13 protein-coding genes and 1 pseudogene are annotated in these 15,259 nt (G+C 43.8%); 7 read left to right on the top strand and 7 right to left on the bottom strand.

The window, feature by feature from the left end; all coding sequences use genetic code 11:
- Positions 1-303 precede the first annotated feature (303 nt).
- The 6 genes from NMG48_RS09730 (at position 304) to NMG48_RS09705 (ending at position 8,090) form a co-directional block, all read left to right on the top strand.
- Positions 304-2,250, top strand: a complete 1,947-nt coding sequence (locus NMG48_RS09730; protein ID WP_271255032.1) for a P-type ATPase — start codon at positions 304-306, stop codon at positions 2,248-2,250.
- A 396-nt stretch (positions 2,251-2,646) separates the two neighbouring features.
- On the top strand, positions 2,647-2,967 hold the full coding sequence (locus NMG48_RS09725) for an ArsR/SmtB family transcription factor (protein WP_271255031.1): 321 nt from the start codon (positions 2,647-2,649) through the stop codon (positions 2,965-2,967).
- Positions 2,968-2,977: 10 nt separating this feature from the next.
- Positions 2,978-4,642, top strand: a complete 1,665-nt coding sequence (locus tag NMG48_RS09720; RefSeq protein WP_271255030.1) for a SulP family inorganic anion transporter — start codon at positions 2,978-2,980, stop codon at positions 4,640-4,642.
- 428 nt (positions 4,643-5,070) lie between these two features.
- Positions 5,071-6,039, top strand: coding sequence for an aspartate carbamoyltransferase catalytic subunit (locus NMG48_RS09715; protein WP_169363238.1), 969 nt, complete (start codon positions 5,071-5,073; stop codon positions 6,037-6,039).
- Between the two features lie 165 nt (positions 6,040-6,204).
- Positions 6,205-7,731, top strand: coding sequence for a DUF1565 domain-containing protein (locus NMG48_RS09710; protein WP_271255029.1), 1,527 nt, complete (start codon positions 6,205-6,207; stop codon positions 7,729-7,731).
- A gap of 65 nt (positions 7,732-7,796) precedes the next feature.
- Positions 7,797-8,090: a hypothetical protein gene (locus tag NMG48_RS09705; RefSeq protein ID WP_271255028.1), complete on the top strand. Its 294-nt coding sequence runs from the start codon at positions 7,797-7,799 to the stop codon at positions 8,088-8,090.
- Here NMG48_RS09705 and NMG48_RS09700 read toward each other — a convergent pair.
- The 4 genes and pseudogenes from NMG48_RS09700 to NMG48_RS09685 form a co-directional block, all read right to left on the bottom strand.
- Positions 8,087-8,635 (bottom strand): annotated as a pseudogene (locus NMG48_RS09700) (transposase); the annotation flags it as partial. The gene NMG48_RS09705 and the pseudogene NMG48_RS09700 overlap by 4 nt on opposite strands.
- A gap of 29 nt (positions 8,636-8,664) precedes the next feature.
- Positions 8,665-9,033 carry a helix-turn-helix domain-containing protein gene (locus tag NMG48_RS09695; protein WP_271251623.1) on the bottom strand — a complete coding sequence of 123 codons (369 nt, stop codon included), beginning with the start codon at positions 9,031-9,033 and terminating at the stop codon, positions 8,665-8,667.
- Positions 9,034-9,363: 330 nt separating this feature from the next.
- Positions 9,364-10,008: a nucleotide exchange factor GrpE gene (gene grpE, locus NMG48_RS09690; RefSeq protein WP_271255027.1), complete on the bottom strand. Its 645-nt coding sequence runs from the start codon at positions 10,006-10,008 to the stop codon at positions 9,364-9,366.
- A 161-nt stretch (positions 10,009-10,169) separates the two neighbouring features.
- Positions 10,170-11,402 (bottom strand): S-layer homology domain-containing protein, encoded by a 1,233-nt coding sequence (locus NMG48_RS09685; RefSeq protein ID WP_271255026.1) that lies wholly within the window; start codon positions 11,400-11,402, stop codon positions 10,170-10,172.
- 886 nt (positions 11,403-12,288) lie between these two features.
- Here NMG48_RS09685 and ribBA point away from each other — a divergent pair.
- Positions 12,289-13,992, top strand: a complete 1,704-nt coding sequence (gene ribBA, locus NMG48_RS09680) for a bifunctional 3,4-dihydroxy-2-butanone-4-phosphate synthase/GTP cyclohydrolase II (protein ID WP_271255025.1) — start codon at positions 12,289-12,291, stop codon at positions 13,990-13,992.
- Here ribBA and NMG48_RS09675 read toward each other — a convergent pair.
- From NMG48_RS09675 to cutA, 3 genes are all read right to left on the bottom strand, one after another.
- Complete coding sequence (locus tag NMG48_RS09675; protein WP_263972455.1) at positions 13,943-14,074, bottom strand: hypothetical protein; 132 nt, start codon at positions 14,072-14,074, stop codon at positions 13,943-13,945. The two genes, ribBA and NMG48_RS09675, sit on opposite strands and share 50 nt — an antisense overlap.
- Positions 14,075-14,227: 153 nt before the next feature.
- The gene (locus NMG48_RS09670) at positions 14,228-14,863 is read right to left on the bottom strand and encodes an HAD-IB family phosphatase (protein WP_271255024.1); all 636 of its coding nucleotides are present in this window, start codon (positions 14,861-14,863) and stop codon (positions 14,228-14,230) included.
- Positions 14,860-15,189 carry a divalent-cation tolerance protein CutA gene (gene cutA, locus NMG48_RS09665; RefSeq protein ID WP_271255023.1) on the bottom strand — a complete coding sequence of 110 codons (330 nt, stop codon included), beginning with the start codon at positions 15,187-15,189 and terminating at the stop codon, positions 14,860-14,862. Before cutA ends, NMG48_RS09670 begins: the two co-directional genes overlap by 4 nt.
- Positions 15,190-15,259 lie beyond the last annotated feature (70 nt).

Below are 15,259 nucleotides of genomic sequence, written 5' to 3'. Positions count from 1 at the left end.
TTATCCTGAGCTAATTATTTGCTCATTTGCAACCATCAAAATTAAGCTTAAAACCACAATTGTTGTGCCGTCCACTACTTGGGCAGCATCACAATCGGTTTAAGCTATGTGAGCTGCTTATTGCTATAAACTAAAGAAGATTTTGGCTTTATTAATTTGCTGACAACCAATCAACTATAACAGTCCTAAATCATTTGTAGATTTTTAGGTTTGTGGAAGCGTACCTCGAAGGGGTACGCTTCCACAAACCATTTAGGATTGCTATAACAATAGCTATCCATAGCAAGTTCCACGCATTAAACCATGACAAAATTTGACTTTCTATCAGACACTCAAAAATCTTGGCATCATATGGATGTTGAGCAGGTATTGGCATCCTTAGAGTCTTCGATAGAAGGTTTATCCTATGTCAATGCAAGGCAAAGATTAAGGCATTTGGGAGCAAATAAACTACCGCGATCGCGCCCTATTAGCAAAATTCTCTTACAGCCTTTACTCGATCCTTTGACCTATTTGCTACTGGGGTCAGCAACTTATTTACAATGGAATGGAGCGGAAGGATGGGCATTGATCCTTGTAGGAGTCCTGCATGGAAGCATTGGAATTGGCATCTCTTTATGGTCTATGAAAACCAGAGAGAAAGTTAGTCGCGATCGCCCCCAGCGTCGTCAATATGAGACTTCTAATTCCGTCATCGTCTTACGCGATCATGAAGAAATGGAACTACCATTACGGGATTTAGTCCTTGGTGATGTATTGATCTTAAAAGCAGGCGATCGCCCTAATGTCGATCTCCGACTGCTGGAGGTATCAGAAGACTTACTAGTTAATCAAACTAATTTAGGGGGTGAGGCAATTTGTCCCAAGCAAGTTCTGGGCTTTGAGGAGAATACACCAGCCCTTGAGCGAGGGAATATGATTTATGCAGGAACAGAAATCTCCTCAGGAACAGCTAAGGGCGTGGTGATCGCTACAGGACGCTTCACCTATGAACAGATCTCACTAATTAAAGAACGCTCATTTTCAGCAATTCATGCTGAGCTACGTCAACTGCGCCAAGTCTGGCTCTATCTATTGGGATTAGTAACAATTATCGCGATCGCGTTTGCATGGCATAGGGGAATTATCATCAATGCCATGACTGCTGCTGCCTTAATCGTTAGTACCTATCCTCAAAATTTGTTGCGGATGGCAACTCAGGTACAGTTGTTAGGAATGCGTGATCTCGCTAGACAGAGGATCTGGGCGAGGTTTCCATCGATTTTGGATGCTTTAGCGAGAGTGACAACAATTGTGCCAATTTTGGAATCAGATGTGATCTTGAGTTTTGATAATTTGCATCAAGCGGGGATAGAGTGGCGAGGTCTATTGAGAACTTCTGAAGAAGATGCTCAAGCCTTTGGGGAAGTCATCGGTGTGGAAACCCATAGCTACTTTGATGCGCCACAAGAGAGAATCCGCCAATGGCAAGGCGATCGCCCCAAATCGATGGATGCAGTTGCTGTAATTGGTAATGATATTGAAGATATTCCGCTACTACGCTTGGCAGATGTAGGAATTTGCGATCGCACCTGTCGAAAAGAATTGCAAGATAGTTCGGGACTGATTTTACCCAAAGAAGAATTTCATTATTTACCAATTGCCATTCTTGAAGGACGTGCCATTTTTGATCGCCTTCAACGCACAGCCCTAATCACTGCCTCTAGTGCCTTTACCTTGGCAGTTTTGACTTTAATGGACACTGCCGCAGGATTCTCGATTCCTCCGTTGCAATTAATCTGGGTTGGTGCGATCGCTACACCGATTGTCTCCTTTCCCCTAGTCTTAGAACCTACCCATGAGAGTCTATTATTCCAGCCTGCCCGACGCTTTCAAACGATGTTACGCCCTAGCAATTATCTACGGATTTTGCTGGCGGTCACTGCCACAATCACGGCTATTTCCCTAGTCTTTTGGTTGAAGTATCAAGGACAGGCGGCGATGTTTTCCCAAGCGAGATCGATGGCTTTTATCACCCTTGTCTTCAGTCAAGTTTTCCATGCCTGCGCGATCGCCCGTCAGGGGGTTTTAAGAAACTTACCATTGTTACTGGGCATATCCTTCATCACTGTTTGCCAAGTTATGTTTATCCAAATCCCTTGGTTTGGCGAAATTATATCAACCGTCCCTCTCAATGGGGTTGAATGGACAATCGCCGCTCTCAGTGCTACGGCTGTATTCTGGGTGCAGGAGTTAATCAAAACGAACTAACACCAGTTCAGATTAAGTTCACAAGTTTCACAAAACTAGAAGCAAAGATTTTACTTTTTAAAAGAGGATTTGCTACGCAAACCCTCTCTCAAAGCCTAAAAAGAAAAGCCTTGCTACGCAAAGATTTTACTTTTAGGCTTTTAAAATTCGCTAGCTTAAACCGAACTGACGTTAGCTAAGAGTTTCAGGGTGATCAAGCTCATTCGTTTAAAACTATCTGCAATACTTTGAATATATATAGGTTATAATACTTACATCTTTAAGTATATAGAATTTGCTTAATGTACCTTTGCCCTTGTAACCCAATCTCGTAAAGTGATGAGGTTGTAGTTTGTGTCCCCGCCAAAGGCGGGGACACAAACCTTCGCTATATGAGGTCATTTAGAGGTCATTTATATGGCATTTGAACCAAGCTATTTCAAGGCTGATTTGTTTAAAGTTTTATCCAACCCCGTCAGAATCCAAATCCTCGATGCCCTCCGCGTCGGTGAACAAAGCGTTAACTCGATCGCCCAACAAATTGAGGCAGAACCATCGGCAGTTTCCCAACAGCTTGCCGTAATGCGCCGTTATAACTTGGTGCGATCGCGAAAGCAAGGCAACTTTGTCTACTATTCCGTCGGCGATGCCACGATTTTTAAGGTATTGGATGCAGCCCTAGAGCTTTTTCACAATCACGTCATTGAAATGCGGGAATCACTGCAAAAATTGGAGTAACGAAAATTTCATGACACAAGTAGGCAGCTTAGATCACATCCAAAGTCCTAAAAATAATCCCTTCAATAATCCATTCAAGGGACTATTTACGAACTTTCGTGGAGACTTGACGGGAGGATTGACCGCCGCAGTCGTAGCACTGCCCTTAGCCCTTGCCTTTGCGGTCGCCAGTGGCGTAGAGCCAAAAGCAGGACTTTATACAGCGATCGTGGCAGGAGTAGTCGCTGCCATCTTTGGGGGATCACCTGTGCAGATTACAGGCCCCACAGGAGCAATGGCGGTAGTTTTAGTGGGCATTGTCGCTAAGTACGGGCTTGAAAAAGTTTGGATCGCGGGTGTGATGGCGGGGATCATCCAAATTGCCCTCGGTGTTGCCAAATTAGGACGCTTAGTTAAATTCATTCCCTACCCCGTCACCGCAGGCTTTACCAACGGGATCGCAGTAATTATTTTCTGTGGTCAGTTAAATAATTTCTTCGGGTTACATTTACCAAATCAAGAGCATTTTCTCCAAGCCCTCTGGCAAACCGTCACGAATTTAGAAGCCTATAAATGGTTAGCGATCACCTTAGCCCTGCTCACCATTGGTACAAAACTATTATGGAATCGCATTAATCAATCGATCCCCGGTTCCTTAGTTGGGCTAATCGTCGCCACCCTCGCCGCCGTCTTTGCCAAATCCCAATGGCAGCTCGAAGTACCAACCATTGGCATCATTCCCCAATCTTTGCCGATGCTGCAAGGGATTCCCCACTGGAATGACTTTAAATTAATCAGAGAACTCATTAATCCTGCGATCGCCCTAGCCGCTCTAGGCAGTATCGAATCACTATTAGCCGCAGTAGTTGCCGATGGAATGAGTGTCAGCGATCGCCACAATAGCGATCGGGAATTAATCGGTCAAGGCTTAGCGAATATGGTCGTGCCGTTCTTTGGCGGGATTCCTGCAACGGGTGCGATCGCGCGTACTGCGGTCAATGTCCGTGCTGGCGGCAAAACTCGGCTATCGGGAGTGATTCATGGAATCGCCCTCGCCCTAATCGTCTTAATATTTGCGCCCCTCGCTTCACAGGTTCCCCTCGCCGCCCTTGCAGGTATCCTGATGATTACCAGTATCCGCATGATGGAATGGAAAGCGATCGGGTTATTGATTCATACCACCTATGCTGATTTTGGGGTGATGCTGCTGACTTGGTTAGTAACCGTCTGCTTTGACCTCGTCCTAGCCGTAGAAGTGGGATTGATTGCCGCAGGAATTCTCTTTATCAAGCGCATGAGCGAACTTAGCCTCGTGAAAATGCCTGAAGATAGTGCGTTTCTCTCTGGTATCCCCCTAGAATTTGGCAAACAAATCGCCATCTATCGGATTGACGGGCCAATGTTCTTCGGTGCAGCCGAGAGATTTGTCAGTTTCTTGCGTGATGCTCCTGAAGTCAAGTTCTTAATTTTGAGAATGCGCTATGTACCGAGTATGGACACAACGGGCTTAGTTGCCCTCGAAGAGATTTATCACGATTTGCAGCGTCATAATTGCCAACTAATTTTGAGTGGATTGCGTCCTGAAGTCGAACAACTTTTAGATCGCAGTGGACTACTTCAGGAAATTGGACATGACAATAGCTTTAATTCCACCGATGAGGCTTTGCAAAAGATCATGCCAAATATTCATAATTAACTGGTGTTACGTGGAAGGCTGTAAAGCCCTCACCCCTAGCCCCTCTCCCGCAGGAGAGGGGAACAAGAAAATAATAGGGGTTTTGCTCCCCTTCTCCTGCGGGAGAAGGGGTTGGGGGATGAGGGTTCCAAGTAAAATCAGTAATTAACCAAATTTTGGATGGCTCGGCAGAGCCGAGCCATCCAAAATTTTAATTATCACCAGCTACTTACAAAGGTAGAATCGCAGATTACAATGTAGTAGTCATATACATCGCTACAACCGTGCCTTTCTTTCGCCAGTACATTGCACCATTTATTATTTTTGCAATCTTCCTATTTACGCTAGTACTAGTTAGCTCTCGCGCCTTCTTGCCTAACGATATGGTTGCCCCTGCCCCTGTTGGCGCAATGTTATCTCATCGCTTTATTTCCTAGCTGCACCGCACCATGACTGAACTTACTTGGCAGCGACGACATGTGATCTCGCTGTCTGATTTTACGCCGAACGATTACGAAACGGTTTTGCAGACAGCCGTTAGCTTCTTAGAAGTTCTGTCGCGCCGCAACAAAAAAGTACCAACCTTGCAGAGCAAAGTTGTTGCTAATTTATTTTTTGAGTCCTCCACGCGCACACGCAATAGTTTTGAGCTTGCTGCCAAGCGTCTCTCGGCGGATACGCTCAATTTTGCTCCTGGAACTTCCTCCCTTTCTAAAGGAGAAACGATTCTCGATACGGCACGAACATTTCTGGCGATGGGAACGGACATCATGGTAATTCGCCATCAATCGGCGGGTGTACCCTTAGCGATCGCCAAAGATATGGATGCCCTCAGTGGCAAGGTCGCAATTCTCAATGCAGGGGATGGCAAGCATGAACATCCATCTCAAGCCTTGCTCGATTTGCTGACCTTCTGCATGTATCTCAATCCCACGGCTCCCACGGCAAAGGATCTTAAGGGCAAAAAAGTAGCGATCGTTGGCGATATTCTGCATTCACGGGTAGCGCGATCTAATCTCTGGAGTCTGCTCACCAATGGCGCAGATGTCCACCTTGCTGCTCCACCGACTTTACTACCACCAGAATTTGCCGAATATGGCGCGAAAATCCATTATTCCCTAGAGCCAGCCCTTGAGGATGCCGATTTTGTGATGACTCTGCGCTTACAAATGGAACGGATGGGACAATTCCTGATTCCCAGTTTGCGCGAATATCATGCGAAGTATGGCATCACTCGCGATCGCCTTGCCAAATGTGCGCCCAATGTCCAAGTCTTGCACCCTGGTCCCGTAAATCGTGGTGTAGAAATCAGTTCTGACTTGATGGACGATCCGCGCCTGAGCTTAATCGATAAACAGGTCACAAATGGAGTAGCCATTCGGATGAGTTTGTTGTATTTGCTGGGCACAGCAATTTAAGTTCTATTTTTAGGATAGTTGCAGAGCGACTATCCTAAAAATTCTGGTTCATGTGAGGCTCACCCGTCTGGGTGAGCCTCACATTCTGACGAATTCTAGAAACAAAACCAACTTCCTGCTAGTCTAAGGATGCATGTTTGCAAGATGTCTTGAGGATATCGATCCATGAATAAGTTTCCCTGTCTTATTACTCTCACTTCTAGTATCTCCCTAGCGATCGCCCTAGGCGCACCATCGATCGCCTTTGCCCAAAATGCTCCTCAAAAAATAGTTTTTGTCTCACCCCAAGGCGCTGACACCGTTGGCGCAGGTACAGAAACCCAAACTTTCCGCACCCTCACCGCCGCGATCGCTGCCAATCCTCAAGAAGGCACGATCTTCCAATTAGGTGCAGGTACTTATAGTGCAACCACTGGTGAAAGTTTTCCGATTCGATTACCCAAAGGAGCAGTTTTACGGGGTAATCCCAATGTTAATGGCAACAATGTCGTAATTAGTGGCGGGGGGCGTTTTGTCAGTTCCACCTTTGCTAGTCAAAATATTGCGATCGTCGCCGCAAATAACTCTCGCATTGAGGGAATTACCGTCACAAATAGTAATCCACGCGGTTATGGACTATGGCTAGAGTCAAGCCGTAATGTCGTCATCACCAATAGTAATTTCATTCGCAATACCCATGATGGCATCTTCTTAACGGGGGCAGCTAATGCCTATATTAGTAAAAATGTCTTTACTGGCAATACGGGTAGTGGAATCTCGGCTCTCGGTACAAGTACAGGGGAAATTCGGGATAACCGCTTTGAGAATACAGGCTTTGGTTTATCCATTGGACAATCCTCTCAAGTAAGTCTGATTAATAATCAAATCTCGCGTAATGTCGATGGTATCGTCATTTCTAATACAGCTCAGCCAACTTTGCGCGGCAATGCGATCGCGGATAATCAACGTAATGGGTTAGTCATTCTCAGTAGTAGTAATGGTTCACCACGTCCTGATCTAGGTACAACAGCTTCGCAGGGAAATAATACTTTCTTTAACAATCGTGAATTTGACATTAACAATGCCACCACTATTCCCATAGTGGCTGTCGGAAATCAAGTCAATCGCACCAAGGTTAAGGGATTACTCGATCTCACAGCATCGCGATCGCCCGTTACTAATCCCATTACAAATGCTTCACCACTTCCATCTATTCCTATAGTTACTGTTCCTACAAATACGAAACCAGTAACAGTATCACCAACAGTTGCTGTTCCTATTCAACCAAAACCAAATCCTACGCCAACAACGGTATTTGTCCCCGCAAAACCTCCTAGCTCTAGCCAAATACTCCCCAGTCCCGTTATTGCGACCAATCCTAGTTCTAGTAATAATTCGCCAACAACGATCACGATTGAACGCGAATATAGCTCTCCTACATCTTCCAATGCTTCCCCTCGCGTGGCGGCTCTACCACCAGCAACGCTTGATCCCACGACAGGCAAACCATTCCAATATCGAGTGATTGTACCTAGCACTGCTCCATCTGTGATGCAGAAGGTAAGAACCATTGTTCCTGATGCATTTCGTCTATCCCGTAGCGGAAGAGTAATGCTACAAGTAGGAGCCTATAGCGATCGCCCTGCGGCTACTCAGTTAGTCCAGAAATTAACCCAAGCTGGAGTCATTGCGGAAATCATTCCATTTCGCTAAAAATAAGAGGTGATGCTTGGCATCACCTCTTATTTTTTTACCTATAAGAAGCTATGGGGATTTAGATGATTCGCGGAAATATTCTGGGATTAATGATGTTTGTAGCAGTCAATCCCATTGCCTTCATCGGTGCTTTTGTTCTCAAATTAGCCGATCCTGTGACTATGAGCTGTATTGGCGGCTCTCTAAGTCTGATAGATTTACTATTCCGCTTGCGTTTTCGTCCATCTGTAGGTTGGCTACTTCAAAAAAACTTTGGTGGAATGCTTTTTTTTCTTCCTGTTTGGATATTTGGAATAGTTGTGATTGCACTCAATATAATCAAAGCATTTATCAAGTACAGTCCATTGAGGGATTAAGTAGTACAGTAACAACACTTAGTAAACCAATTTTTGAAGAAATCTTTTTCTAACAAGTAAGGGAAAACGTTGATTAAATGCTGAAGTAGTTTTTGAGAATGAGGTCTAAGCAATCTAATAAAATATTTGAGAACCGACCACATCATCTCAATTGGATTAAAATCAGGAGAATAGGTGGGTAAGTACAAAATCTTAGCACCTGTCGCTGTAATTGCTTTTGCGACCCCCTCAACTTTATGGCAGTTGAGGTTATCCATGATGATCCTATGCTCAGGACGTAATTTAGGTACTAGGTCATCTTGGACAAAGGTGAGAAAATCTGCTCCTTTCATAGAACCCTGAATCGTTTTCAGGCAAACAATCCCATCAACTGAAATAGCGCCAATTATTGTGTATTTCTGACCTTTGTAAAAGGGACGAAGACTGAATACTCTTTTGCCACATTCACTTCTTGCCACAGAGCGTTCCATCCCCTGCCATACTCCCGTTTCATCAATACAAATCAGATCTTCAGCTTTCACTTCATTCAATGCTTCCCAAAATTCACATCTTTGCTGTTGTACTGCCTCACTTTTTACCTTTTCATGGCGATAGGTCTTTTTTTTAGAGTGATGTTATGCCTCTGGAAAAATCGGCACATGCTGCCTGTGGTCACTGATACTCCTGTTTGTTCTGCTACTTCTTCACAGTACTGCCATAGTGTCCAATCTGGATGCTCTGAGACAATTTCGAGGATTTTCTCCTGATGCGCTTCGAGGGGACTTTTGATTGGACTACCTAATGGTTTGTGGTTTAGTTCTCCTGTCTCTCGGTATTGATTCAGTAGTTTTTGCACTGTTTTCGTCGCGACTTGAAATTGCTTCGCTACTTCCCGAATCGATGTATTTCCTGCTTCGTAGTTTGCTACGATCTTTTCTCTGAGATCTAGTGAGTAAGGTGCCATTTTTTACTCTCTTTTGGGTTTTGCTATCCTAGCTTATCTTGTACTACTCTTTCCCTCAATAGGCTGTAACTGATGTTACATGGAACTCTCATCCCCCAACCCCTTTTCCCGCAGGAGAAGGGGAGCAGAACCCATATTATTTTCTTGTTCCCCTCTCCTGCGGGAGAGGGGCTAGGGGTGAGGGCTGTAGAACCTAACCTTCCACGTAACAACAAAAGTAAGTAGCTAAGCTCTGATTTTGGATAACCTAGAAAAGAGTTATGACGCTTTGGGTCACAACTCTTTTCTGGACTCCTAACATAACTGGCTACAGCGATAACAGCGAGTTTATTAAGACTGCTTGACTGCCACTCTAGCTCGATACAATAGCTTTTCCCCTTGTATATAACCGATATAGCGAATGATTACAGAACTACCTTCTTCAACCTCATCACTTCCTTCCATTAACTGATGCCTTTGTGGATCGTAGGCAACTTCCTCTCCAACGGAACCGATCGCTGTAATGCCCCATTTTTGTAAGAGCGCATCGATAGGACGCAATAAAGGCAAAATATTTTTTGCTAGCATATCAGGATTGTTTTGCGCGGCATAGGCAGCTGAGGGTAATTGCAGCAGCAGAGATTCTAATTGCTGAATTGTTTCTCTTTCAAATTGCGATCGCAATTCTTGTTGTTGATTGGCTAAAGTCTGCTGTAAACGTTGATATTCCTCACGCAAAGATGCGATCTCTGAACCTGTAGATTCATCATTGCTAGATAAATCTGGATTAATAAATTTGGCAATCAGTTCTATTAATTCAATCTGTAAGACTTCCGCTAGCTTAGCTAGGTCTACATATTTTAAAGTTTTCGCATTCCCTTTGCGAAGGGTATCGATCATGCGTCGTGATACCCCCGTACGCTCACTTAGTAATTGAAAGCTAGATATACCAGCTAGCTGCATATATTGACGTAATATCTCTGTGCGATCGCTCATAGTTTTATCGTAGGTTACAAAAACCTAAAGAGCCTTGCTAAGCAAGACTCTTTAAGTTTGATCTTTTAGGAATAAATTTTTGTGACATCTTCTAGAGAATAGAAAACTAGAATTAGCTTCTATTTTCTAAATATGACAAAAACAGGGAAAAATAAAAGGTTCTACTGTAGCAATAGATCGGAATTTAAAGTTACAGCCAAATCCGTATTTGGATTCACAGAAGCGAGGGTGACGCTGTCTCGTCCTAAAAATAGACCAAGTAATGTCGCAATACCTGCACCACCAAGAACTTCTTCAGTAGCGATCGCTCGATCACCAGTTACAGCAGCGATCGCAGCGGCGGCAGCAGCACCGAGAGCGGCATTTTGGACAACTTTGCCAACGCTAATACCCTTATCAACTTTCTCAGTAGTAGTCACTACTTTGGAAGTACCATTGATGGCTACACGTCTACCATTACTAAAGACAAGTTCACTGGCAAAGAACTGAGCGCCCCCTGATACAGTTCGCAATTCACCCACCACTTGCGTACCAGAAGGAATCAAGATCATGCCTTGGGGATTCGCAATATTTTGCGATACAGTCAAAGTCAAAGGTACTTTTTCATCAGGACCTAACAAGATTTTATCCTTGGAATACTGCACTGCAATTGTATTGCCTGCGGGGATTCGGACTTGATTTTGGACTGGAGGTGTCGTGGTGGTTTGACCAACGATATAGGGTGAAGCGATCGCAGTTACTTGACCTGAGCGAACTAACGCTTGGTAAATAAAGGCGGCGACTTCGGCTCTAGTTGCTGGTTGATTGGGATTTAAAAATTGAACATTGGGATAGTTCACGACCAAGCGATTTTCGGTAGCTGCTGCCACACTATTTCTAGCGTAGTTCGGAATGCCCGAAGCATCAGCATAAGTCTGTAGAATTGTTTCAGGGGCTTGGCTAGCGGAATAATTTAGTCCGTTAGCGAGAGACACTAAAATCTGGACACGAGGAATATTTTGGGTAGGTTCAAAAATATTTCCGGGGTATCCCGACATAAAGCCAGTTGTGTATGATTTCTGAATTGCTGAAGCTGCCCAATAGTTGGAAGAAACATCAACAAACGATACATCCCCACGAATTGGTGATTTGTTAGTAGCTTTACTAAGAATCGCCGCAAATTGCGCTCTAGTTACGGGATCATTTGGACGGAACCCCCCGTCAGGAAACCCTTTAAGAATATCTCTGGAAGCTAATTCTTGAATAAAAGGCTGTGCCCAATAGTTAGTAGGCACATCATTAAATGTAGTTTGAGCCAAAGCAGATGTTGCACTAATTAAAGGAATTGCAGAACTACCAATAAAACTAACAGCAACCAGTAAGGCTGTGCCAGAACGTCTAGTTTGATTTGTCATTTTAATTTTTCCCATATACTTTCGTGCATATCCTAATTATCGACTGTATATCCAACTCAAATGTTCCTCACAAATTTTGGAGTTTAGCAATGCTAGCTCTCAAAATCTGTTGCTAGTTCTGCTCACTAATTCTATAAATCAAACAAATCAATCAGACATGAATGGAAATAGAGCAATCAAGCATAAAGTCAATTCAACAAATCAAGCAAATCAAACATTGGATATTTTCAACAAATTTTGATTATTGATCTAAAAACCTTTAGAGAGACTTTATAAATGTACATAAAGCTGAATACCTCCATGACGCGATCGCCTGATATAGCAATCCTAAATGGTTTGTGGAAGCACACCCTAAAGGAGTGCGTTTCCACAAACCTAAAAATCTACAAATGATTTAGGATTGCTATATTTTGCTTATTCAACAGAAGAATTCTGAAAATATGTCAAGTAAGCTCTATACAAAATCCTCTGTAAAAATCTAGGTAGCTCAGCATAGTTCTAAACAAAACCTAGATTTCTGTGCTGCCTGCTACACGGACGGTACAGAAATCTAGGTTTTAAGTTTACTTACGCTTGACTACTTACTTAATGAATTTGGTAACTCTGTACCATTTTTTGTCATACAGCAAAGCCACACCTCAAAAAATTTGGTTCTTTCAATTAACGCTAGTTCGACGAACATGGCAAATGGTAAAAATAGCCAAGCTATTTTTACCATTTGCCATGTTCGTGCTGTGCTTTGTACAGCGCAAATTGCTATATCAAACTCATGGTTTATTAAATTGCAGAACCATAGAGAGTGATTGATGGGATCTATTTCTGGAGCAAGCATCCTAGAGATTGCTATATGATGGATATAAATAGCTAGAATCCCTGATAGTAAGCCTTGACAAAGTTTCAATTTGATTCCATTCCCGATGCCCTGAACGATCTCAAATCTGGTCGCCTCATTGTCGTTGTCGATGATGAAAACCGCGAAAATGAAGGCGATCTGATTGGTGCAGCCCAATTTGCCACACCTGAAATGGTGAACTTTATGGCAGTCAAGGCACGGGGTTTGATTTGTTTAGCGATGACAGGCGATCGCCTTGATCGCTTAGATTTACCCTTAATGGTCGATCGCAATACCGATAGCCAACAAACTGCCTTTACCGTGAGCATTGATGCGGTGGAAGGCACATCTACAGGTATTTCCGCCGAGGATCGCTCGCGCACCATTCAAGCAGCAATTAATCCTAATACTCGTCCTAATGATCTGCGTCGTCCGGGTCATGTTTTTCCCTTGAGAGCAAAGGATGGTGGTGTCCTCAAGCGGGCAGGACATACCGAAGCCGCAGTGGATCTAGCGCAGATGTCAGGGTTATATCCCGCAGGTGTTATTTGCGAAATTCAGAATGATGATGGCTCGATGGCACGGTTGCCTGAGCTAATCGAATATGCCAAGCTGCATAATCTCAAGTTAATTAGCATTGCGGATTTAATCAGCTATCGTCTGGAACACGATCGCTTTGTCAAGCGTGAGGCGATCGCCAGTTTGCCATCGTTATTTGGTAATTTCCGCGTTTACGGTTATCGCAATACCTTGGATAACACCGAACATTTGGCGATCGTCAAAGGTGATTTACAGGATTTTCCAGAAAATGAAGTCCTAGTGCGCGTTCATTCCGAATGTCTGACGGGAGATGCCCTCGGTTCTTTGCGTTGCGACTGTCGCGGACAGTTACAAAGCGCCTTGAAAATGATCGAGTTTGCCAATTGGGGCGTAGTTGTCTACCTGCGTCAGGAGGGTCGCGGCATCGGCTTGATTAATAAAATTAAGGCATATTCCCTCCAAGATGGGGGACTTGATACAGTTGAAGCCAATGAAAAACTGGGATTTGGCGCAGATCTGCGTACCTATGGTGTTGGGGCGCAAATTTTGCATGATCTCGGCATCAAAAAGATGCGCTTGATTACCAACAATCCTCGCAAACTTGCAGGACTCAAAGGTTTTGATATTGAAATCGTAGGACGCTTGCCCCTCTTGATCGAAACCAATGAATATAATTTGCGCTATCTAGAAACTAAAGCCGAAAAACTAGGGCATTTGCTCTTGCAAACAAAGCTTGTGACTTTAGGTATCCATTGGACAACCGAAAAATCAACGGAATTGCTTGACCAATTGCGTGAAGCTGCTGCTAGTAACGATCTCCTTTTGCAGGAAGAAACTTCTACTGCCTTTGCAAGTTTGTTTGCGGATGCGGATACGCAAGAGGTAAATAAAGAGTCCGAGAAGGATCTAGCTAATAAGTTCACAATTGTGCATTTAGGCTTTGATAGCTCTAACGAAATTTCTGATGATTGGTATGCTGAGCCAAATCATCCCTATCGTCAGGCAATCATCCGTGTGCTAAAGCATCTCAAACAATGGGAACAGGTTAAAAACTTTAAATTTTGCGTAGCCAGTAATGATGCTGAAACACCCACAGGTTTTGCGGAAACAATTAACCTTGGATTGGCATGGCATACACCTTGGCTAACGGATCGCATTTATGAGTGGTTTAACTTTTTCCACCACGGCGACGACGATCTTGCCATTCTAAATAAGTAAGGTAGCCCACCCCACCAGTAGCGATCGCTAGTAATGCTGCGGCAATCCAAAAGAAAGAGTTGAAAAGAATAACCTCTGTCATAAAACTTGCTTAGTTGGTTCTATTTTTAATTTTTTCTATATTGCTACTAGTTTACAACTTGATCGCAATCAAACTCTAAGGAGATAGACAGCTCCTATGACAAGAAAGCGCGGCAAAGCCGCGCTTTCTTTTAATGGGTTTTAGCGGCTGCCGCTATTTCCATTTCCATGATGCTTTTAAATAATCACGCACATCAAAGAAATCATTCCAAGGAATATAGGCTTTTTGGTGTTGATCAAGATAAACCGCAAGGCGATCGCGAGCAAATACGGTCGGGGCATAGAGCGCCATATTCAAATCCGTAATCGAGTCACCAATGGCGATCGCTTCCGTTGCTCCATATGCCTCGATCACCTTTACCTTAGCAACTAGTTCTGTCCCGTATTCATAGTCGGAATGAAGTTGTAAATATTCCTGACTAGGATCAATAGCGATCGCATGGATGGCATGAACGCGCTGTTTTAGATCTCCTAGAACTACTTCTACCATTCCTTGTAATCCTCCCGAAACCACGATCAAAGGCACTTTTTTAGCATCTAGAAAATCCAGAAGTTCGACAAAACCAGCCCGCATCGGTTGCGATCGCGTAAATTCGAGAATTTCAGGATAGAGTCTCGAAGGAATGGATTCCAAAATTTGGCGCACTCCTTCCCGCAGCGTTAAGGTCTGATCATAAATTTGTGGCAGTAGCTGCTGCGAAATCTCTGGGGCAAATTCTTTCAAGATCGCGACAAAGGTTTCTACCGCCGTAATTGTGCCATCGAAATCACAGAATACTATGCGAGTCATTGCGCCTCTTTATTAGTGACTTCGTAGGGGACTTCGCGATTTAACCAGCCTAAAAAGCATTCATTTACATGGCTCGGTGAAATCTCGGCAATGAAATTGGTATAGCTAATGCGATCGCGAATGGCTTGTTCGATTTCTGTCTGTAGTCCTGATTGGGTTTTGATCATTAACACAACTTCAGGCTCTTCCGTAATTTCCCCCTCCCAACGGTAGGCACAGGTAATCGGAAACCAATTTACACATACGGCTAACTGCTGCTCTAGTAGCGATCGCCCAATCTGTCGGGCTTCATCTACTGTATTCAGGGTAACGTAATAAAGTTTCATCCGTAAAACGAGTAATTAGTAACAAGTCTGAGTCAGTAGGACTTGTTATAAATATATAGCAGTCCTAACC

Source organism: Pseudanabaena sp. Chao 1811, assembly GCF_027942295.1.
In the GTDB taxonomy this organism is placed as follows: domain Bacteria; phylum Cyanobacteriota; class Cyanobacteriia; order Pseudanabaenales; family Pseudanabaenaceae; genus Pseudanabaena.
The sequence above is the reverse complement of the archived record's forward strand: the minus strand, read 5'-3'. Positions and strand labels throughout refer to the sequence as shown.